Below are 20,951 nucleotides of genomic sequence, written 5' to 3' on the forward strand. Positions count from 1 at the left end.
TTTGCAAAATGTAGGTCTTGCTATTCATAAAAAAATACTCATCTATAAGATGAGTATTTTTTACGATGATTTTTCTCTTTTCTTTCGAAATGGTAACCACCAGTTCCAATCTCCAAACAGTTTCATTAAACTTGGTACAAGCATAAGACGAATAATTGTTGCATCAAGGAATATTGCTAATGCAACACCAAGCCCCATTTGCCGTACTGGTAAAATATCAGTAAAGGCGAACGCACCTGTTACAACAATCATAATTAACGCAGCTGATGTAATGATCCTACTTGTTGACACAAGTCCTTCTAACGTTGCTTGATCATTATCTCCTGTTTCTTCATATAACTCATGAATACGTGAAATAAGAAAAACTTCATAATCCATACTAAGCCCAAATACGAGACCGAAAATAAAGATTGGTAAGACAAATAGAACAGGACTCGCTTCTAAACCAAAATGCCCACCTTCAAATAACCAAACAACAATTCCAATTGTTGCGCTTAAACTAAGTATATTCATAATAATCGCCTTAATTGGAATGAGTATAGATCGGAATGCAAATAATAATATAACAAAGGTCGATCCAAATATAACAGACATACCAATTGCAACTTTATCTTTAATTTCATCTTCTAACTCTTGTTGGAACGTCGTCATCCCGCCTAAATAATACGTAACATCTGTTTCTTTATAATTTTGTTTAAAATCACGAACCCACTGTTTAGCAGTTTCAGTACGTGGTTTTGTTTTCAAAAAGATTTCTATCGTCGTCTTATTTCCTTTCGTATACGCTTCAAATATAGGAGCTAGTTTCGCCGCTTCTGGCGACTCTAACATTCCAGCAACTTGATCTGCTTTCATAAGAGTTAACCCGTCGTATAAGCTTCTAACTTCATATACTTTCTTATCATCTTTTAACTTTTGAACGACTTCTTCTATCTTTTGTAAACTTTCTTTTTCTTTCATATCTTTTTTCGTCTCTACCACTAACGTAACATCAGCGTATTTTTTTGCAGTTTTATTAAATGCCTCTTCGTACTTCTCATATGCAATTCTTGTATCACTTTGTTTAGGTAGAGCTTCTACGTCAGGGAACTGCAAATTAGCTGTACGTAACGGTAATAAGCAAATAACAATAAATGTTGTAACAACAATAATCATTGCGATTGGATGTTTCATTACAAATTGCGCAAATTTACGCCACGCCTTTGCCGGCGTATGTGCTACTTGATTCTTTTTTAATATTCGTTTCCCAATTAATGATAATAGCGCTGGAAGAAGTGTGAGTGAGAATAAAATACTCATAATCACAACAATCATTCCGCTAATTGCGACAGACTGAATATAATCGATTTTAAAGAAAAACAAGCCGGATAATCCAACAAATACACATAATCCTGAAAATACGATAGCGCGCCCTGCTGTTTGATATGTAATTGCTATCGCTTCTTTTACCGCTCGCTTTGCAACTTCCTCTCGAAAGCGATTTACAAATAATAGTGCAAAATCAATAGATAGTGCAAGTCCAATCATCGGTGCAACATTTAATACAAAGATAGATAGTTCCTTATCGCTACCTATAAAGTATAATATGCCCATCGTACTAATAACACTAAGTGCCCCATTTACAATTGGTAAAATAGATGCCAAAAGACTACCAAATGAAAATAGTAATACGAGAAATGCAATTGGTAACCCAATCATCTCTGCTACTTTTAAATCATTTTGCGTTCTTTCATTAATCTCTTGATTAATTTTTGGAAACCCTGTAGGCGTTACTTTTAATGCGGCATTACTTTCCTTTTCGATTTTATCAGCAAATTGCAATGTCTTTTCCATTCGTTCTTTATTTGTTTTCCCGGAAAATAAAATTGTCGCATAGCCGATATCATCTTGTAACATTTCTTTATTTTGCACTGGGTGATGGAAAGATTCATATGTCTCTTTCTCTTGTATATTCTTTACAATTCCCTCTACTTGCTTTTGAAATTCCTCATGTGAAACACCCTTATTTTTTTCAAAAACGAGTAGAAGTGTGTCTTGAGACCTCTTAAAATCTTTATCTAAAATTTCTTTCGTTTTTTGATAGTCCCCTTCCGTTTGGAAACCATCACCGCCTAATACTCCCGGCAGCTTTGGAGCGAAAATACCGAGTGCGATCGCAACCAATAGTAATGCTACAATTACTGTATAACGAAACTGATACAAAAAAGCTCCTAATTTCCCCCACTTATCTACTTTATGTACATTTGTTTTCACACATTTTCACCTACTTTAAATAATTCAATTGTCATTTATACTGTATCACATCTTCGTACAAACAAAAAACGTCTGGAAACACTATAATGATAGTTTTTCCAGACGTTTTTTATCTCTCTTTATTAAGTCCCAATCTCTTGGTAAGTAAACGATGGCAGTAAATCGCCATAATTAACAAAATACCACCTACGCAATAACCAGCTAAAATATCAGTTGGATAATGTACATTTAAAATAACTCTACTTAATCCAATCGATACAATTACAATTCCCATCAAAATCGTTATAACATATTTTCCAGTTACACTCTTCAAATTTGCCGCAATAATATAAGTAAGAAACCCGAATGTCATAATAGATAACATTGCATGTCCACTAGGGAAGCTATACCCAAGCGCATCCAACGTTTCATTTAACGATGGGCGCTCCCTTTTCACAATTTCTTTTATCCCTTTATTAACAAGATGTGTTATTAAAATGCCCATTGGATACACGATCATCGCAGCATAATAACGTTTTCTCCAAAAAACAAGTAAACTTATAGCCAGCGTAGTTACGATCCCGATAGCAGAACCTAATTTTGTATAGTGTGAGAAAAATGTAAGCGAACCTTCTGTTTGTAATCCTTTTACTAATGCTCGGACATATGTATCCATCACTGTAACGCCACCCGCATGTACGCGCCAAGCAACAATGCCAAATACAGCAAGTAATAAAACGCTACATACTACCTCATATTGATGCAACTTCTTTTTCAAGCGATTTCCTCCTACTATGAAAAAATGCGATTTCTATTTTAGAAACCGCATTTCCTTACTTATTTACCTTTTGTTTTTAACTCTGTCCAGTAACGATCATAGTCTTTTAGCTTATCGTCTACATCAACAAGCCATTCTGTACGATCTAATTCTTCTTTCGTTAAGAAGATCATATGATTATCACGATATTCTTTACTATGAAGAGGATGAGCTTTTTCATTAGGATTACTGTATCCAATTGACTCGTAGTTTTTCACACTTACTTTTTCATCTAATAAGTAGTTCATAAACTTCTCTGCAAGCTCTTTGTTTTTCGCACCTTTTGGAATTGCTAACGTATCAGCCCAAATTGTGCCGCCTTCCTTTGGTACAACGTACTCTACATCTTTATTATCTTTTGCGATAAATGCTGCATCTCCAGACCAAACTGTTCCGATCCAAGCATCTTCTGTAATGAATTTTTGTTTAATATTATCTGTATCAAATGCTAATAAGTTTGGAAGCAGTTTCTTTAAATCATCTGCTGCTGTCTTTAACTGTGTATCGTCTTTCGTGCTGTTTGAGAATCCATGCTTCTTAAGACCCATACCTAATACTTCACGAGAATCATTTAATAAAGTTACATGCCCTTTATATTTCTCATTCCATAGGTCAGCCCAGCTTGTAGGAGCTTCTTTCACATACTTTTTATTGTATGCAATACCTGTTACGCCCCAAGTATATACTAAAGAATATTTATTCTCTGGATCAAACGCCGGTGTTTTGAAGTTAGAAACCATATTTTCGATATTCGGGATATTCTTTTTGTCTAACGGCGCTAATAAATCCATTTTCGCCATTGTTTTAACCATGTAATCAGACGGCTGAATTAAATCATACTTCGCGCCACCTGCTTGTAATTTCGCAAGCATTTCTTCATTACTTGCATACTTATCATAGTTAATTTTCACGTTATATTTCTTTTCAAAATCTCTTAGCACTTGCTCATCAAAATTGTCAGCCCAGCTATAAATGTTTAACTCTTCTTTCTTTTCACCACAACCAGCAAGTACACCAGCAACAAGGCTAAAGCTAATTGCTGCGCCGGCTAATCTTTTCATTAATTTCATCGGTTTATTACCTCCTCGTACTTTCTATATCGTTCGTATTATAAAGGAAGGTGTCCTCCAGAGTTTTCTTCACCATCTGCACCTTTGTTACGGAAGATTTCAGATAGAACCATTAATCCTACGATAGCCACAATTAAAATTGTAGAAAGTGCATTAATTTCTGGTGATACTCCGCGTTTAACCATACTGTAAATGTATAATGGCAATGTTGTTGATCCTGGTCCTGATACGAAGAAACTAATTACAAAATCATCAATTGATAATGTGAATGTTAATAATGCGGCTGAAATAACCCCTGGTGCAATTGCTGGGAACGTTACATAACGAAACGTTTGCCACGGCGTTGCTCCTAAATCATTCGCAGCCTCTTCTAAATCACGTCCCATACCAGAAAGACGCGCTGCTAAAATAACGACAACAAATGAAATACTAAATGTAATGTGCGCAATAATAATTGTTGTTTTGCCAAGTTCCATACCTAATTGACTAAATAAGATAAGTAAAGATAATCCCATTAAAATATCAGGAATTAAAATTGGTAAATACACAAGACCGTTAATAGCCCCTTCATAACGATATTTATAACGATGTAATGCAATCGCGAAAATCACACCAAGAACTGTCGTTACAACCGTCGTTACGATCGCAATCGTCATACTATTTACAAACGCATCAATAACATCTTGCTTTTGAAATAAATCTGTATACCAATGGAATGTAAAACCTTCCCATTCCGCATTAATGCGAGAATCATTGAAGGAATATACCATTAAAACCATCATTGGAAAATACAAGAACAATAAAATTAACCAAGAATAAGAAACTAAAAACTTCTTCATCTTTGCCTATTCCCCTCCGTTCCCATCATATTTATATACTTTCGTTGCACGATAATATAAGTAAATTAACAGAACAGAGAATAGAACAACAATCATAGATAACGCAGATCCAAACGGCCAGTCACGCGCTCCTAAGAATTGATTTTGAATTACGTTTCCGATTAACGCTACTTTCGATCCACCCATAACGTCTGATACAACAAACATTCCGATAGAAGAAACAAACACTAAAATAGAACCAGTAGCAATCCCTGACATCGTCATTGGTACTGTTACATTCCAAAATGCCTTTGCTGGTGTTGCTCCTAAATCATAAGCTGCTTCTAGCTTACGCTTATCAAGCTGCTCAATCGCTGCATACACCGGTAAAATCATAAATGGTAATAAAGAATAGACCATTCCGAGTATTACAGAAGGTGTGTTATATAGTAAATTTAAAGGTTCACTTATAATACCTAGTTTCAATAGCAATGTGTTTACAAGACCTTGTGAACGTAAAATAACAATCCATGCGTATGAACGAACAAGGAAGTTAATCCAAAACGGGATCGTTGCCAATAATAAAAGAATTGAACGGTATTTGCGATCAACAATTGTAATTGTATAAGCAAATGGATAACCAATTACTAAACAGATTACTGTTGTAATAACTGCAATCTTAACAGTTTCCCATAACGTTCCCATGTATAGTGGATCAAACACACGAGCTATATTCTCTAACGTAAATTGCATTTCCACTGTCCCATATGCCCCGCGCTGCATAAAGGCAAATGCCAATACAAACAGAAGGGGAATTAGGAAGAAGATTAACAGCCACGCGACTGTCGGTAGTGCGAGTAATTTCCCTTTTTTCAATTTAAGGTCACCTCGTCCTCTTGCTCCCAGCCTACGTATACATTATCTCCAATGCTCCACTGCGCTGCTTCTTCAGCAGTTTGATATGCCATTAGTAATTCTGATGTTTTCTCGTCACGTACATACAGCTTTTCCATATTTCCAACAAACTCAACGTCTTCAATATGTCCAAGATGGTATTCTTTTAAAATCGGCTCTTCAACCGAACGTACTTTTACGTTTTCAGGGCGAATTGCTACATAGCCTTCCCCGTTTTTCACAATATTATTTTCACCGATAAATGTCGCAACGAACATTGTTTTCGGCTTATTGTAAATTTCTTTCGGCGTTCCAATTTGTTCAATATGTCCTTTATTCATAACGACAATACGATCACTCATGCTCATCGCTTCTTCTTGATCGTGCGTTACGTATATGAATGTAATTCCTAAATTACGTTGTAAGTTTTTCAATTCACGTTGCAAATCTTTTCTTAACTTAAAGTCTAACGCCCCAAGTGGCTCATCTAGTAATAATACACGCGGGTTATTTACAATCGCTCTCGCAATTGCTACACGCTGCTGCTGTCCACCAGAAAGCTTTGCAGGTTTACGATTACGGAACTCAAGTAACTGCGTTAAACGCATTGCCTCTTCAGCACGCTCTTTCTGCTCTGCTGCCGGTACTTTCTGCATTTTCATACCGAAACAAATATTTTTCTCCACATTCATATGTGGGAATAGCGCATAATGTTGGAACACTAAGTTCATATGACGCTTATATGGTGGCAAATCGTTAATCTTTTCATCATCTAATAAAAGATTCCCTTTAGTTGGCGTTTCAAAGCCTGCGATCATGCGAAGTAACGTTGTTTTCCCGCAACCACTCGGCCCTAAAATCGTTAAAAATTCCCCTTCTTTAATGTCTAAAGAAAGAGGTGGGATAATCACTTGATTTCCAAAATGTTTTTCTACTGCTTCAACTTTAATAATCTTTTTCATTTTCCCGTCCTATCTACCTTAAATTTTAATTTTTATATTCATGAATAAATATTTATGTTCTATAGACTATTTTTTGTTTCGATCCAAACAAAAATGGTTGTTTAGCGTTCTCTTCTATTCTTTATGTAGTATGTTTGATTCATTTTTGCATGATACATATGTCGAACAGAAAAACCCCTTCCATTACGAAGGGGCTATTATCATACGGCTACGCCTACTGATAAACACCATCATCATTTTAACAACTTTCGTATGAATTTTAAAGCACTTTTTGTAGAAGAGTAACGAATTTTCATATCGAATGCCGTAGATTGGGCTAAAATGCTTTTATAATGTGAAAAAGTCCGAAAACTTTCTTCCCCATGATAACTACCTAATCCACTACTTCCAACACCACCAAAAGGTAAATATGGCGTTGCAAGATGATAGACAACATCATTAATACAGCCTCCGCCATATGAAATATTACTTGTCACTTTCTTTTGTACTTCTTTATCTTCAGAAAATACATATAACGCTAATGGCTTCGGATGTTGCTGAATTGTTCCAATTACCTCTTCTATGTTGTCGTATTCTACAATTGGTAAGATCGGACCAAAAATTTCATCTTCCATAACAGTACTTTGCCATGTAACATTTGTTAACACTGTTGGTTCTATATGTAAAGTTTCTTTTTTATAGTTCCCGCCGATTACCGTTTTACCATCTTTCAAAAATGAACATAAACGTTCAAAATGACGTTCAGTCACAATTCGTACATAATTGTCATTGTTTAGTGGATCTTTTCCATACTGCTCCGCAATTTCGTGTCGTAATGTCTCGATTAACTGTTCTTTCACCGAAGCATGCACATACATATAATCAGGCGCTACACACGTTTGCCCTGCATTTAAAAACTTACCCCAAACAATTCGTCTTGCTGTTACATCTATTTTTGCATCTTTATGTACAATGCATGGGCTTTTTCCCCCAAGTTCTAACGTGAGTGGCGTCAACCGTTTCGCTGCTGCTTCCATCACAACTTTTCCAACACCGACACTACCTGTAAAGAAAATATAATCAAACGGTTCCTTTAACAATTCCGTACTCTTTTCTACACCGCCTTCTACTACCGCTACAAGCTCTTCTTGGAATAATTCCTCTAACATCCTCGTAAGTACTTTGGAAACGTTTGGCGTTAACTCTGACGGCTTTAAAACAATTGTATTTCCAGCCGCCAACGCTCCTACAAGAGGTGCAATTGCTAATTGAAACGGATAGTTCCACGGTGCAATAATAAGTGTCACACCGTACGGTTCAGGAACTACTTTCCCCTTTGATCCAAAATGAGTGAGTGCTGTTCGAACCCGCTTCGGTTTACTCCACGATGAAATATGCTTCAATTGAAAGGAAATTTCTTTTAATACATATCCAACTTCCGTTGTAAACGACTCATGAACTGACTTATTTAAATCTAATTTCAATGCCTGAAATATTTCTTCTTCAAAACGCTGAATGCCTTCATAAAGCTTCTTCAAATTATTCTTTCTCACTTCTACACTTCTCGTATGGCCATTATAAAAATATGCTTTTTGTTTATTTACAATAGAAGAAACACTCATTCATTCACCTTCTCCCACTATTTTTATCCAATTCTTTCATTATTTATATAGACTTCATATATAATAAATTTCTATTCGTAAAGTTACATTATATATAATTTCTTCTTGCATATAAAATTCATTGCTCACAAAAAAACTACCGAAAGAAAATCTTTCGGTAGTTTTACTGTATTAACGATATAAACGAACAGCACCAGCAGAATTATCATCAGCTTGTCCTACTACTTCAAACTTCAGACCAAGATTCGGTAAAATACGTCCTGCATCTGGAATCTGTTTATTAATATACGTTTTCGAATCATCAAACTTCGATACGCCTGCTAAGCCATTATACGTATACGTTCCGCGCGTTGGAGATACAACTTTCCAAGCTGGCGTTTTATCAAATGAGAACGCCGCATCAGCGATTTGGAATCGTGTACTACTTGCTACTGTTGGTTTACCATTTAAAGTTCCAACAATTGCTTCCGGATGAGAATCAACTACGCCAAGGAAACCATGTCCTGGATGTAAACCAACCCAGTTATCTGTATAAGCTGAGTCTGCATACCATACAACCATACCTGTGTTGTATTCTGGACCGCGAGCATATTTCAATGCGTTATCCGAACCAGCATAGTTTCTCCACTCTACATAATAGTTATGTTTTTTCTTCTCTGTTCCATTAGATACAGCGAATCCATCTAATTTGAACTGCGGTGTACCTTCTGCATCATCAGAGAATACTACTTTATCGTCTACATTTAGTGATGCATTATCAAGTAGGAAACCGTTTAATGCTAAACCACCATCTGTAATGTACTCAAATGTTAATTTTACTTTCTTACCTTTGAATTGGCTTAAATCGTATGATTTGTCAATCCATTTTCCATTTGTTGAATGTGCATTTCCACTATTTGCTTTCTCACCAAGTTTTTCGATTAATGTTTGCTGACCATCTTCTGTTACAGCATGTACTTCAAGGAAATCATACTCTGCTTCAATTTCATACAATGACTTGAAATCAAATTTCGCAGTCGTTGCATTTGTTAAATCGAACAGTGGCGTCTCCATTTTTGTGTGAAGATTGTCACCTTTTGTGCTGTAGTAATACTGCTTACCAAATGCTGGAGCAATTGTTTTTATATCTTTATCTGGCAAGTTAACACGAATCATACCTGGGCGGTTAGATTTCGTAACACTTTGGTCTAAATATGTTGCTAGACCGATACCTTTATTTAATTTCTCGTAATCTACTTCTACGATATTTGCCCAGTTACCACCGATTGTTTTTTGGAAAAACTCTTTATTTTGTGGTGAGAAACTCGTTGGCGTTGTTCCTGCAATGTTACCAGCCCAGCTTCCGCCACTCATAACAGACCAAGCTTGAATTGGTTCACCGTCACCAGTATAGTCTGTATCATACTCATCTGGAAGACCTAAATCATGACCATATTCATGTGCGAATACACCAACTGCGCCATCTTCTGGTTCAATTGTGTAGTCGAATGCCGCGATCTTTCCCCCCCAATATGGAACTTTCGCTTGTGTGCCTTCAATTGGGAATGGTTTTGGTCCAACAGTCCAGCGATGTGACCAAATTGCATCGTCACCTAATTTACCGCCGCCTGCTTCTTGTCCAACACCCGCATGGATAATCATTAAGTGATCAATTAAACCGTCCGGTTGTTTTTGATTTCCATCGCCATTTACATCATATTGATCGAATTGGTCAAACTCTGATAAATCAATACCGCTATCTACAGCTGCTTTTAATGCATCTTTTACTAAATCACGTGGTCCTTTTGGTCCTTTATTATCATGACCTGTCGCACCATCTGCACCGTAATCAGCAGCTTTACCAGGAACTGTTAACCATTTTGTAACTGTTCCGTCTACTGTATAACTACCGCCAGATTGCTCTTCGTAATATTGTTTAAACGTTTCGATTTTGCTGCCATCCTCTAATGCGAATGGCTCATTACCGAATAACATTTTTTCATAATGTTCTTTGTTAAAATCGTCAGTATACATATAACCAGGTTCTTTATCAATATTGTTATGTTTAAAGTCGGCGTACTCTACAAGTAAAACGAGTACTTTATCTTTACGAACTTCACCGTTATATTCTTTTCCCTTTGCTGGAGAAGTTGGTACTTTACCATTTAGACCACCCTTAACTGGGCCTGTCGCTGCAGGTGTTCCTGTTGCTGGTTTGTCTAACTTTTCTTTCGTATCAGCTTTCGCATCTTTCACTTTCTTTAAAAAGTCAGATGCTTCTTTCGTAAGTGGGTCCCCATTTGATACTTCTTTCCCAGGATTTTCACCCTTTTTGTTCTCTACGTATTTTTCGACGGCTTTCTTTGTTTCTGTCTCTGAAGCCTTCGAATCAATTATCCCACGTTTTTTTAGCGCATTTGCTAAACGTTCTTCTGGAATTAAATGATCATCGACTGGGCTCGTAGCTGTCTTATTCACAGGTGTTTCAGCATATGCAGACTGGCCACCCGCTCCGAATGAAAGACCTAACACAGCTGTCAAAGCGATTGATGACAAAACTTTGAACGGTTTCTTGTTCATCCCTTATTTCCTCCCCTAATAAAAAATATGTATTACAAATTGAATTTTATTAAAAATTCAATATTTTTTCAATATTTAGTCATATTATGTAATGTTTTTAACATATTTGTAAAAATTCCATAGTTAGCATACGAATATATCACAATTCAACAATGTTTTCTGAAAATATTGAAAATATTTGCCAGAAACTTTATAATCGCCATAGAGGGAATTTAATGGGGATTTTATCTTTGTTTTATCTACAAAATATTTGATAATTCACTATATAAAACACAAAATGCGATTGCTTATCATATATTCTGTAGCAGCAGTTATGACCGATAATTAGGGAGGAATTACATTTGTACAAAGATAAGACTGACGCACTGGACCAAGAATGGATTGATTTAATACTTGAAGCTCTAGACGCTGGTATCGCCCTGCAAGATATCGAACATTTTTTCCAACGTATGAAGCCATCCAGTCAGGCTCAATAGCCTTGTTCTTTTTAACGAAGTTTATGTTATAATAATGACATCATAAGACGACTACATATTGATAGAAAGGTGCGCAAATATGATTGGAGAACGTATAAAACGCCTTCGCTTACAAAAAGGTATTTCATTAACTGAACTTGCCGAAAAAGCTGGTGTTGCTAAATCTTACATTAGTTCTATAGAGCGAAATTTACAAAAAAACCCTTCCATTCAGTTTCTTGAAAAGATCGCAGCAGTTCTACAAATTCCAGTTGATACTTTACTTCATGATGAAACAACAAAGGAAACTAACCTAGACTCCGAATGGACACAGCTTGTTAAAGATGCAATGAATTCTGGTGTCTCCAAAGAACAATTTCGTGAATTTCTTGAATTTACAAAATGGAAGCACGATCAAAAATAATAATAGAAAGAAGTGCTAACAACCAGCACTTCTTTTTCTTTATAAAAAAAGCGGGGGATACCCGCTTTTTTATTATTTTTCTTCGCCAGCTTCTTGGTTAGCATTGAATGTCCATTCTAAATTCAATGAATCACCTTGGAAGATATTTTGGTCTTTTCCATCATCTACAAATTCAAATTGTACCCATAAATAATCCTCTGTACCAGCTTCTAATCCACCCTTTTCTCCCCACTCAGGAGCAAAGATGTCTTTAGCTAAAAGATCTGGATCAGTTTTTTGTAAATCAGCTAAAGTTGTTTCATATACAGGCTCACTTTGTTTATCCCAGTTCCAAAGGAATTTCACTTTAACGTGCTTACCAAAGTCTTCACCAGCATTATCGCCTTTTGCATCTTTCACAGTATACTTTGTTGCTAGTTTAACGTCTTTAATTGTTAATGAACCGCTATTCTTTAATAAGAACTCTTTCTTAACAGAATCCCCTGGTTTTAAATCTTTAATATCTACAAGCGTTTTAGGGTCTAATGTAAGATCTAACGTCCCAGCTGCAAATGTATTATTTGATACTTCTTTATCGCTAAAGTATGCAAACGTTCCTCCACCAATTAAAGATAACCCCAGTGCCGCTGATGCAACTCCCATACCTAATTTCTTTTTCAGACTCACAATCAATTCCCCCTAGCTGTTTTTTATATTTTTCCCCCTATAAATTTTCAATAAGGGACATAAAGAAAACTATATTAGCTTAGCTAATATTCGTTCTCTTTTAAAAACCTTAAGTTCATTATAACGAACAACTCTATATAAATACAACATTTTTTTATTAGTATTTTCAGTTATTTTTATTTCTCAATATCATTTTAAATTTCCGGAAATTTATTGAGAAATAAAGAAAAACGTAATTAATTTTCACTATCTATACTAATTAGTATCTTTCACCATCATGCTGCCAACCAGTTTTCTCGTATATGACGTGTATTGTTAAAATAAAGAAGACACGCCGAATAGGTGAGTCGCAATGCTCTCTCACCTATTCGGCTTTATAACCTCTATTCACTCTGAAATGTTGCTGTATTTACTTGCTATCTTTATTTTTCTGTTCTTCTTGTTTCTTCTTCTCTTCCAGCTTTTTTGCTTCTTCTAGTTTTTTCGCCTCTTCTTGCTTCTTACTCTCTTCTAGTTTTTTCGCTTCTTCTTGCTTCTTACTCTCTTCTAGTTTTTTCGCTTCTTCTTGCTTTTTACTCTCTTCTTGCTTTTTCGCTTCTTCTTGTTTCTTACTCTCTTCTAGTTTTTTCGCTTCTTCTTGCTTTTTACTCTCTTCTTGCTTTTTCGCTTCTTCTTGTTTCTTAGCCTCACTTACTTGTTTTGCTGTTTCCTCTACTAGTAATTTCTCAAAATCTTGAATTTGTTTATCAATCACCTGTAACTTTACCTCTTTATCAACATACTCACAATTGTCCTTCACTATATGAAAACCAGCATTCACATATGAGAATACTTGCTTATTCGATTCGCTTTTATTTCCTTTTAACTCTTCTTGCACTTGATTATAAGGAACCTCTATTGATACATATACTTTTTGTAACAATTCTCTTTCCGCAACTATTTTCTCACGCCCTTGCTTCCACGTAGCAAGCACCTGCTCTAACTCTTGAATGGAAGTAAGGGTTAATTTCAATTTCATCCCTTCATACTCACGCAAAATAACTTCCTTATGTTGCTTAGCTTGTTCTGTTAATTGATCGACTGTTTTTGGAAAAATACTTGCTGTAGAAATAGTAGCCTCAACTTTCGTTTCATGAATGAAAGCTGCTTCTGTATAAGTCATCATTTGAGAGCCTAAATAAAAAGTAATAGAACACAAACATGGCAATATAAGCATCCTTTTGAATTTGCGAGGTGGCTTCAACATTTTAATCTCTCCTATCGAACAACTTGTTCTTTATCAAGAACTATACCTTTATTATAATAAAGTGAATTATAAAATGATATAAGAAATTATGTTTCTTTGTACATTTCACTTTTATCATAAAAAGAGACTATCATTTTTGATAGTCTCTTTTTATGATTACTTTTTCTCCACTCCATCGCCTTGTTGTGCTTCAAATGTCCATTTTAATTGCAGTTTGTCGCCTTGGAATTCATTTTGAGGTTCATTTTTATTAATAAAGTGGAATTTCACTTTAAATGAATCATTAGTTCCTGCTTTAATACCTTTCTCAGGCCATAACCAACTTACTAAATCATTTTCTGCAGCAGTCATTGTTTTACTCTTCAACTCTTTCAATGTCATTCTCTTAATTACTTCATCTTTTTTATCTATATTTTTCAAGAAAACTACTTCAATGTCTTCACCAAAGTCTTTCTTATTATCTTTCTTCACATCTTCTACATTATACTCCGTATTTAATAGTACTTTTTTAATATCTAATGTACCTTTATTCTCCAATTTAAATTCTTTTTCAATTGTATCACCTGGTTTTAAATTATCCACTTTCACAATTGTTGATGGGTTCAGCGCTAAATCAAGTGTTCCAGACGCAAATGTATTATTTGACACTTCTTTATCGCTAAAGTATGCAAATGTTCCTCCGCCAACTAATGCAGCGCCTAATACCGCTGATGCGATACCCATCCCTAATTTTTTCTTTAAAGTCATGTCCATATCCCCCATAATATATATTTGTTAATTCCCTAATAGGAAATTATAACCAAATGAACTAGACGGATTGTTCTACTTTTTTCTCTTTCTTTTCTCCGTCAATGCTACGAATAGCACTAAAAATAGAAATCGCTGAATAGCCTAGTAAAAAGATTCCTGGAATAATAAGAAGTAAAGCAGCTCCAGCTTTTGAATTCGCATAATTTAATGCATACCCTGCATAAGGAACTGTAATATCCGCATATTTCCCAATGACATTCTCCGCAAGTACTGGTTCTAAATCAGGGCCGTTGTTGTTATCCCCTTTTGTTTCATACATTACTTTTCCATTTGTATCTTTCACACCGATAATACGGTGAGTGATAATTTTTTCATCTTTCTCTTTAAAGGTAATAACATCGCCTTTTTGATATTTAGAACCATCTTTCGTCGGTTCTATCGCAATGATTGATCCTGTTAAAAATGTCGGTTCCATCGATCCTGATAACACTGATTTAAATTGATATCCCATCACTGTTGGATCCCCACCGCTCGCTTTTGAAGAAATAACTACAAAAGCTAAGCAAATCATCAATGCAAATAAAACAAATGAGATAACGTTGCTAATCACCTTCCAAATTAATTTCATCGTTTCTCTCCCTCTCCGTTGTTTTATATTATTTGAAGTATGCAATATTCACTCTTGTTCTTTAACAAGAACACAAATAAATAATATAACGAACAAAACAGAAATGCAATAATAAAATTTACAATTATTAGTTATTTTTAATATATAAAAAAAGACTGTGACAAAGTCTCTTCACAGCCTTTTAATTAGTAATTTATTTTTCTTCTGATTTTTCTTCTGATTTCATTCCTGTTGTATTTCGGCGTAGCACTACAAATAAAATAGCTCCAAATAATAGAGAGGCACCTATTCCAATGCTTATTATTTTCACATTTGATTCGTTTACTTCAGGCGTAGCCGTATCTTTTTTAGGCATCGCAAAAGTAACATCTTCTTTAGAAAGAACATTTATCGTCGCAATTGTTTGATTATTTTTCGTGATGTCAACTGCACCAACTACCTCACCACGATGAATTCCTTTATGATACAAAGAATCTTTATCTAATGAAGCCGCACGGAAAATCGTCCTCACATTTTTCCCTTCATCTTTCTTAAGCATAAGTTCTGCACTTTTTTCAAGTTCGCTATCAATATTTTTATTTAAATACGTTGTTTTTTGATGCCAACTATGTTTATCTAATACAGTTTGCTTCACAAATTGACCGAAAGAATAGTCCGCCATCTGCTTCAAATCTTCATAAATTTCAGGTCTTTGGGAAGCCATTACTACATTTATAATGCGATTGCCATCCTTCTCATTTAATAGAACGAGTGTATTACGCGCTTCATTTGTAAAACCCGTCTTCCCGCCAATGCTATATGGATTTTCAAAATAATTAGACTTATTAAAAATAGAAACCGTCTGGCTAGATGTCGTAACCGTCGTCCTTTTCGTATTCATCGCTTGTAAAATCTCAGGATACTTTTGTACACCTCTCGTAATCATTGCCATATCATACGGCGTCGTATAATGGTTTGGATCATGCAAGCCATTTGGCGTTACAAAGTGACTATCTGTAGCCCCTAATTGCTTTGCTTTCTCATTCATCATATGAGCGAAATTCTCAACATTTCCGCCAATACGCTCCGCAATCGCATACGACACATCATTTGCACTCAGCACCATTAAAATCATAAGCGCAGTATTTCTATTAATCGTCTCACCAGGTTGAAATTCAATTTGATAATTACTCTTCTCTTGATCTAATGCTAATTGTGAAAACGTAAATTGATCCTCTGGCTTCGTATGCTCCATAAGTAAAATCGCTGTTAACACTTTCGTCATACTAGCTGGAAATGCACGATGATGTGCGTTTTTGTTATACAAAACATCTCCAGTTTTCCCATCAATCGTAGCTGCAAACTGACTAAAAACATTTGGTCCTTCCGCAGGTGGTGGTGCCACTTGTTCTGGATTCACTCCAACATTCGTCTCAGCACGTAACGTCATAGGTGTCAAAAAAAATAAACAAATAACGGTAACAAAAGCCAAAATTTTCTTAAAGTTTACCATATGACTCTCCCTTTTCACTATACTCTCACAGCTTAAAAACTGAATCTACCAATCTATATGTAAATTGTATTAAATTGGAAGAATGTTCACTGTTTTTTACTATATCATACTTTTACGATAAAGAACATAAATATACAATAAAAAATAAGAAGGAATTATTCTTTCTTATCCTTCTCATCAATCAATGAATCTATTAATTTTTGACTAGCTTCCTCGGGTGTAATCTCATCTGTCATCCCCATAAACGACCAGCCTTTAGAATCGACCCACTCAACAAACTCTTGTAAAAACTCATCATGTGTAACATCCACATCAAGAATCGATCCATTAATCGAAATCGTTCTATTTCTAGATACACGCATCTTGAACGTTTTTCTTACCATTACAATAATTCTCCCTCTACTACTGAATATTTATAAAATAATCTTGTATCTCTGTTATACATGATTTTAAGTAAATTGTAAAAAGGATATATTGGCCAATTTGCATATTAAAACTGAAAACCTATCACCATGCAAAAATATCAAACGGTATGTAAATGATCATAAATGACTAAATAGATCCACATAAAAATAAAACAACTTACATTTTATAACACCAAATACAAATGACTTTCGTACAATATAATGGAATATACTGGAAGAAACCTTAACATGAGGAGGAACTCTATGGCGCGTTGTACGTATTGTAAAACGAAATGGAAAGTAAAAGATGTATGGTCGATACTCGTGACATTTGAAAAAGATTGTCCGTATTGTTTTGGAAGGCAGTATCTATCAAAGAAAACATTGAACGCTATGCCAGAACTTATTAGCTTACCTTTACACTTCTTATTCCCTTTTCTTGTTGATTTAAGTGATGAAGGTCCTTTAGATTGGTATCGAAAAAAATAATATAACCACTTTATTCGAACTCACTTTTCATTACATTCTCTTCTTATGTATTCCTTAATACACGACTAGCGCCATTCCAACTACTTTCCCTTCAAAAATCAAATATAAAAATATTGTAAAATTTCAGTTAATTATATATAATTGCTTTAGCATAACGATTAAAGTTGCTGTTACATACGCATTTTTAAAGATCCCGTAGCTCAGCAGGGAGAGCGCCACCTTGACAGGGTGGAGGTCGTGAGTTCGAGCCTCTCCGGGGTCATAAAAAAAGAGAAACCGTATCAACCTTCTACGTGATATGGTTTCTCTTTTTTATCTAAATCAATCACTTCCCACCAAACATCTTCTCCAAAGACTTCGCATTAGCAAACAATACTTCTTTCAAGTTATCATCTGCAACGATTTTATAGTCGCCATCTTTGTTTTTCTTTAAGTTCAATGTAACTTCGCGAGTTGCCATGATTGCATCTTTATCTGATAAGTGTTTGACGATTGCTGATGTCATCGTTTTTTCGATTGCTTTTTCAGATTGCTCTTTGTCTTCGCTAAAAGCGCTAGCAAAGGCCATTGGCATAACTTCTCCCACTGCTTTTGTTACAGCAACGGATAGATCAGCAGATGTAATTTTCACTTTCACTTCTGCTTTGTCATCCTTTTTCGATACTTCTTCTAGCTTTTCAAATTTAAAGTTTTTCGTAATTGCACTCAGCATTGCTTTTGCCTCAACATCATCTGTTTTTTCATTTAGTTTATTAAATTCCTTGTCACTCTCAACAAATGTACGAGCTTTTTCTACATCACCTTTTTGTATCGCTGTTAAAAATTCTTCTGTAGTATCTTTCGGATTTGCACATCCTGCTAAAACACCTACTGTTAATCCTACTACCATCATTAACAGCAATAATTTCTGTATCTTTTTCACGTTCATTCTCCTCTTATCTTTTCTAGTAAGTCATCACTATATAATAGTATGAAACTGACATTACAAACATTTTTTAGTATAGCATTTATATGAGTCATTCGTTTCTATTTTTTCAAACGTTCCCTCTTTCCATCTCATAACGCCCACTACTCTCTATTAAAAATTTGTTTCTTCATTATAAATAGCAAAATTAAAACCAGCAACTTTAAGGTTGCTGGCTTATCTATTATTCATATTCGAAAAAACAATAACAATTGCTCCAAACACATAATGACCCGCTACCGTCCACACGCTCCGATCGAGGATCATAAGTGATAACCAAAGCGATATATTAATAGCAGCAAATAATACATATAAAATGAAGTCTCTCTTTTGTAGCGCCTCTCGATTCATCAAAATATAAATTGCGCCGATTGGCGGAAGGATGAAGCAAAGGAAAAAAACAAACATTTTTCTTAACGACCATGGATAAATTACTGTCTGCATATGAGTCTCCTTTTCACTTTATAGTACATGTAACATCGGTCTTACTACTCTCTATATTCGTCACTATAAGGCTCCTTTATGATTAAAGGTGAGTGAGGATTTTTTTCTTCTTCTATCATTGTGAATACTTCTGTTTTTTCTTGTAATATGTTGGATTCACTGTTTTTAGTAGTTTTTTTACTTGTTTCGATTTTCTTCGTTACTTCTCCGAGCCTTTGTCCAACTTTTTCAGCTTCGGCAGGTTCATTCGTAACATAGTATTCTTGGTGCCCCCATACTAACATAGGTGGCACTTGTTCTCGTTTGTTACATATTATATAAGTAATACTAGCTATAAGTAGTAGGCATGTTAATAAAAAGAAGATAGTTTTTTTATTCATATACTATGCTCCCTATCTATCATTTTATTAAATTATATAATATCCATTATATGTAGTAAATGGATGTCGTGGGAATTTTCGGATTTTATATCAAAAAGAAAAACCTTACTACAGTAAGGTTCCATTTTTATATTCTATAGTGATTGATTTATTAAAACGATCATTACGATAATCGCTATAAACATAACAACTAAACAGCCGATCATTTTATAAAAGCCTCTTTTCGTTAACGTCCCACCTTGAACGTCTTTTCGAATAAATAAGAATACGGCTAAAAATAATACAAGTCCAATGCCAAAAGCATACATCATTTGCATATGTTAATCTTCCTTTCTCTCTTCCATCTTAATATCTTTTCGATAAAACAACAAATGAGATAAAAACTGTACTCATCGTAAGTGCCATTAGTATGTTCAATAATTCAGTAGCAGATAGTGTAAGTATTTTCAAGTTTAAGCCGAAAGAGAAAAGAAGATAATATGCTATTAATGCAAAAAAGCTGAAGAACATTCCTTTATAACGAATAAGTTTCATCCGCTCATCTTTTTCTTTAAATTGTGGGTGTAAGTAACTTAGGCAGAAACTCATAATCATCATCCCAAGCAATGGATAAGTTGCTGGTGGTGGTGCAGAATGCGTCATTATACCTGTTAATATCATAAATCCACTCATAAATAGAAAAATAATTCCCATGATTACAAAGTACTTTTGTGAATAATTCATCCCTATTCCCCCCCTTCTTTTCCTTCATAAATAAATACATGTTCTATCGTTGTCTGAAATGTTTTCGCTATTTCAAATGCTAATGGAAGTGATGGATCATATTTTCCTTTTTCAATTGAAATGATGGTTTGTCTGGAAACTCCAAGTTTCTCAGCCAATTTCTCTTGAGATAGTCCAAATTTTTTTCGGTATTCGACCATTTTATTTTCCAAGGAAATTTCTCCCTCCTCCCTTATATCGAGTATATATGTAAAGTAAACTTTACGTCAAGTTTCCTTTACATTCATTTTGTTTATTTTTCGTTCTATTTATATAGAAGAAACTTTTTCATTTTCAGCACGTCTATTTTGAAATGAAACATGGAACACTGTAATGAACCGTTACTATATTTCCTCCTCTCTATTTTTAAAATTTAATATCTCCCTATTTGTTTTATCCTTTTAAAATATTTCATTTATCTCTTTATTCCACAAAATGCGTTATTGGTTTTACGGTGTTTTTCGTCATATTTATAGAAACTAACTGTTTATGAAGCATTTTTTATGTTTAGCAACTTTTTTTGTAGAAATCCTTCGCTTTCCTTTCAATATTTAACACTATCTAAATAAAGTTTACGATAAATTCATAATTTTTTATTTTTTATACTATATTCCATTATATTGTTGTATAATATCAATGAAAGCGCTTATTATTTCAATATACATAATTCGGACTCTTTTTATCGAAACATTCTAACTATTATACTTATATTTACATGCAACAATTTTAGTTATTTGTATAGGTATACCAAATATATCCACCCCATTTTTCTGTAAAATTACTTTATAACATGAAAGATTAACTTGGGTGATAAGTTATTGTGAATGTTTTTTTACAAAACAGATAAGTAATAGTGTTTGGTATTATGTAAATTATTGTAATAACATAAGAGTA

At 34.6% G+C, this 20,951-nt stretch carries 22 protein-coding genes, 1 tRNA gene and 1 pseudogene; 4 read left to right on the plus strand and 20 right to left on the minus strand.

All coding sequences use genetic code 11. The features are described from left to right. Positions 1–60: 60 nt before the first annotated feature. From QCI46_RS21185 to inhA1, 8 genes are all read right to left on the minus strand, one after another. Positions 61–2,253 carry an MMPL family transporter gene (locus QCI46_RS21185; RefSeq protein ID WP_353841308.1) on the minus strand — a complete coding sequence of 731 codons (2,193 nt, stop codon included), beginning with the start codon at positions 2,251–2,253 and terminating at the stop codon, positions 61–63. Positions 2,254–2,362: 109 nt separating this feature from the next. Next, the gene (locus tag QCI46_RS21190; RefSeq protein WP_327958048.1) at positions 2,363–3,010 is read right to left on the minus strand and encodes a phosphatase PAP2 family protein; all 648 of its coding nucleotides are present in this window, start codon (positions 3,008–3,010) and stop codon (positions 2,363–2,365) included. A 59-nt stretch (positions 3,011–3,069) separates the two neighbouring features. Beyond that, complete coding sequence (gene potD, locus QCI46_RS21195; RefSeq protein ID WP_000772499.1) at positions 3,070–4,119, minus strand: spermidine/putrescine ABC transporter substrate-binding protein PotD; 1,050 nt, start codon at positions 4,117–4,119, stop codon at positions 3,070–3,072. Positions 4,120–4,157: 38 nt separating this feature from the next. Continuing rightward, on the minus strand, positions 4,158–4,958 hold the full coding sequence (gene potC / locus QCI46_RS21200) for a spermidine/putrescine ABC transporter permease PotC (RefSeq protein ID WP_000714201.1): 801 nt from the start codon (positions 4,956–4,958) through the stop codon (positions 4,158–4,160). A 6-nt stretch (positions 4,959–4,964) separates the two neighbouring features. Then, positions 4,965–5,813, minus strand: a complete 849-nt coding sequence (gene potB / locus QCI46_RS21205; protein WP_000715495.1) for a spermidine/putrescine ABC transporter permease PotB — start codon at positions 5,811–5,813, stop codon at positions 4,965–4,967. After that, positions 5,810–6,793: a spermidine/putrescine ABC transporter ATP-binding protein PotA gene (potA, locus tag QCI46_RS21210; RefSeq protein ID WP_000720323.1), complete on the minus strand. Its 984-nt coding sequence runs from the start codon at positions 6,791–6,793 to the stop codon at positions 5,810–5,812. Before potA ends, potB begins: the two co-directional genes overlap by 4 nt. Before the next feature lie 233 nt (positions 6,794–7,026). Next, positions 7,027–8,394: an aldehyde dehydrogenase gene (locus QCI46_RS21215; protein ID WP_353841309.1), complete on the minus strand. Its 1,368-nt coding sequence runs from the start codon at positions 8,392–8,394 to the stop codon at positions 7,027–7,029. A 171-nt stretch (positions 8,395–8,565) separates the two neighbouring features. Further along, positions 8,566–10,953: a M6 family metalloprotease immune inhibitor InhA1 gene (gene inhA1 / locus QCI46_RS21220; protein ID WP_353841310.1), complete on the minus strand. Its 2,388-nt coding sequence runs from the start codon at positions 10,951–10,953 to the stop codon at positions 8,566–8,568. 341 nt (positions 10,954–11,294) lie between these two features. On the opposite strand from inhA1, the gene QCI46_RS21225 reads away from it, so the two are divergent. Together QCI46_RS21225 and QCI46_RS21230 are read left to right on the plus strand one after the other, a co-directional pair. After that, positions 11,295–11,429: an anti-repressor SinI family protein gene (locus QCI46_RS21225; protein WP_000276217.1), complete on the plus strand. Its 135-nt coding sequence runs from the start codon at positions 11,295–11,297 to the stop codon at positions 11,427–11,429. Positions 11,430–11,508: 79 nt separating this feature from the next. Further along, complete coding sequence (locus QCI46_RS21230) at positions 11,509–11,832, plus strand: helix-turn-helix domain-containing protein (RefSeq protein WP_088062549.1); 324 nt, start codon at positions 11,509–11,511, stop codon at positions 11,830–11,832. 72 nt (positions 11,833–11,904) lie between these two features. Here the strand turns inward: QCI46_RS21230 and calY are convergent, their stop codons facing one another. From calY to QCI46_RS21260, 6 genes are all read right to left on the minus strand, one after another. Then, positions 11,905–12,498, minus strand: coding sequence for a biofilm matrix protein CalY (calY, locus tag QCI46_RS21235; protein WP_000053730.1), 594 nt, complete (start codon positions 12,496–12,498; stop codon positions 11,905–11,907). 409 nt (positions 12,499–12,907) lie between these two features. Beyond that, positions 12,908–13,744 carry a DUF4047 domain-containing protein gene (locus QCI46_RS21240; RefSeq protein WP_353841311.1) on the minus strand — a complete coding sequence of 279 codons (837 nt, stop codon included), beginning with the start codon at positions 13,742–13,744 and terminating at the stop codon, positions 12,908–12,910. A gap of 156 nt (positions 13,745–13,900) precedes the next feature. Then, positions 13,901–14,491, minus strand: coding sequence for a TasA family protein (locus QCI46_RS21245; protein WP_353841312.1), 591 nt, complete (start codon positions 14,489–14,491; stop codon positions 13,901–13,903). A 61-nt stretch (positions 14,492–14,552) separates the two neighbouring features. Beyond that, the gene (gene sipW, locus QCI46_RS21250) at positions 14,553–15,122 is read right to left on the minus strand and encodes a signal peptidase I SipW (protein WP_098857355.1); all 570 of its coding nucleotides are present in this window, start codon (positions 15,120–15,122) and stop codon (positions 14,553–14,555) included. Positions 15,123–15,315: 193 nt separating this feature from the next. Continuing rightward, complete coding sequence (locus QCI46_RS21255; protein WP_353841313.1) at positions 15,316–16,614, minus strand: D-alanyl-D-alanine carboxypeptidase family protein; 1,299 nt, start codon at positions 16,612–16,614, stop codon at positions 15,316–15,318. A gap of 155 nt (positions 16,615–16,769) precedes the next feature. Continuing rightward, entirely contained in the window at positions 16,770–16,997 is a 228-nt protein-coding gene (locus tag QCI46_RS21260; RefSeq protein ID WP_000251864.1) for a hypothetical protein, read from the minus strand. A gap of 285 nt (positions 16,998–17,282) precedes the next feature. Between QCI46_RS21260 and QCI46_RS21265 the strand changes: the two genes are divergently transcribed. Continuing rightward, positions 17,283–17,507, plus strand: a complete 225-nt coding sequence (locus tag QCI46_RS21265) for a hypothetical protein (RefSeq protein WP_000090219.1) — start codon at positions 17,283–17,285, stop codon at positions 17,505–17,507. Positions 17,508–17,696: 189 nt separating this feature from the next. Then, positions 17,697–17,769: transfer RNA gene (locus QCI46_RS21270), tRNA-Val, on the plus strand. Positions 17,770–17,832: 63 nt separating this feature from the next. Here the strand turns inward: QCI46_RS21270 and QCI46_RS21275 are convergent. The 6 genes and pseudogenes from QCI46_RS21275 to QCI46_RS21300 all read right to left on the minus strand — a co-directional run bounded on the left by QCI46_RS21275 (position 17,833) and on the right by QCI46_RS21300 (position 20,230). Continuing rightward, positions 17,833–18,429: a hypothetical protein gene (locus QCI46_RS21275; protein WP_353841314.1), complete on the minus strand. Its 597-nt coding sequence runs from the start codon at positions 18,427–18,429 to the stop codon at positions 17,833–17,835. 219 nt (positions 18,430–18,648) lie between these two features. Next, positions 18,649–18,915, minus strand: coding sequence for a hypothetical protein (locus QCI46_RS21280; RefSeq protein ID WP_353841315.1), 267 nt, complete (start codon positions 18,913–18,915; stop codon positions 18,649–18,651). A gap of 18 nt (positions 18,916–18,933) precedes the next feature. Next, a pseudogene (locus tag QCI46_RS21285) lies at positions 18,934–19,295 on the minus strand (hypothetical protein). Between the two features lie 134 nt (positions 19,296–19,429). Then, entirely contained in the window at positions 19,430–19,612 is a 183-nt protein-coding gene (locus QCI46_RS21290; RefSeq protein WP_001178300.1) for a DUF3976 domain-containing protein, read from the minus strand. 28 nt (positions 19,613–19,640) lie between these two features. Then, positions 19,641–20,018 (minus strand): permease, encoded by a 378-nt coding sequence (locus tag QCI46_RS21295; protein ID WP_098088928.1) that lies wholly within the window; start codon positions 20,016–20,018, stop codon positions 19,641–19,643. A 2-nt stretch (positions 20,019–20,020) separates the two neighbouring features. Continuing rightward, positions 20,021–20,230, minus strand: coding sequence for a helix-turn-helix transcriptional regulator (locus QCI46_RS21300; protein ID WP_038415531.1), 210 nt, complete (start codon positions 20,228–20,230; stop codon positions 20,021–20,023). Between the last annotated feature and the right edge of the window lie 721 nt (positions 20,231–20,951).

This window comes from Bacillus cereus group sp. RP32, assembly GCF_040459735.1.
GTDB lineage: Bacteria > Bacillota > Bacilli > Bacillales > Bacillaceae_G > Bacillus_A > Bacillus_A wiedmannii.

Bases quoted from the DNA above. Each gene is read 5' to 3' on its own strand.
- QCI46_RS21295 (WP_098088928.1), bottom strand. From the start codon at position 20,018: ATGAATTATTCACAAAAGTACTTTGTAATCATGGGAATTATTTTTCTA.
- QCI46_RS21280 (WP_353841315.1), bottom strand. From the start codon at position 18,915: ATGCAGACAGTAATTTATCCATGGTCGTTAAGAAAAATGTTTGTTTTT.
- potD (WP_000772499.1), bottom strand. From the start codon at position 4,119: ATGAAATTAATGAAAAGATTAGCCGGCGCAGCAATTAGCTTTAGCCTT.
- QCI46_RS21290 (WP_001178300.1), bottom strand. From the start codon at position 19,612: ATGCAAATGATGTATGCTTTTGGCATTGGACTTGTATTATTTTTAGCC.
- QCI46_RS21230 (WP_088062549.1), top strand. From the start codon at position 11,509: ATGATTGGAGAACGTATAAAACGCCTTCGCTTACAAAAAGGTATTTCA.
- inhA1 (WP_353841310.1), bottom strand. From the start codon at position 10,953: ATGAACAAGAAACCGTTCAAAGTTTTGTCATCAATCGCTTTGACAGCT.
- QCI46_RS21260 (WP_000251864.1), bottom strand. From the start codon at position 16,997: ATGGTAAGAAAAACGTTCAAGATGCGTGTATCTAGAAATAGAACGATT.
- QCI46_RS21240 (WP_353841311.1), bottom strand. From the start codon at position 13,744: ATGTTGAAGCCACCTCGCAAATTCAAAAGGATGCTTATATTGCCATGT.
- QCI46_RS21255 (WP_353841313.1), bottom strand. From the start codon at position 16,614: ATGGTAAACTTTAAGAAAATTTTGGCTTTTGTTACCGTTATTTGTTTA.
- potC (WP_000714201.1), bottom strand. From the start codon at position 4,958: ATGAAGAAGTTTTTAGTTTCTTATTCTTGGTTAATTTTATTGTTCTTG.
- sipW (WP_098857355.1), bottom strand. From the start codon at position 15,122: ATGAAATTAATTTGGAAGGTGATTAGCAACGTTATCTCATTTGTTTTA.
- potA (WP_000720323.1), bottom strand. From the start codon at position 6,793: ATGAAAAAGATTATTAAAGTTGAAGCAGTAGAAAAACATTTTGGAAAT.
- QCI46_RS21265 (WP_000090219.1), top strand. From the start codon at position 17,283: ATGGCGCGTTGTACGTATTGTAAAACGAAATGGAAAGTAAAAGATGTA.
- QCI46_RS21245 (WP_353841312.1), bottom strand. From the start codon at position 14,491: ATGACTTTAAAGAAAAAATTAGGGATGGGTATCGCATCAGCGGTATTA.
- QCI46_RS21215 (WP_353841309.1), bottom strand. From the start codon at position 8,394: ATGAGTGTTTCTTCTATTGTAAATAAACAAAAAGCATATTTTTATAAT.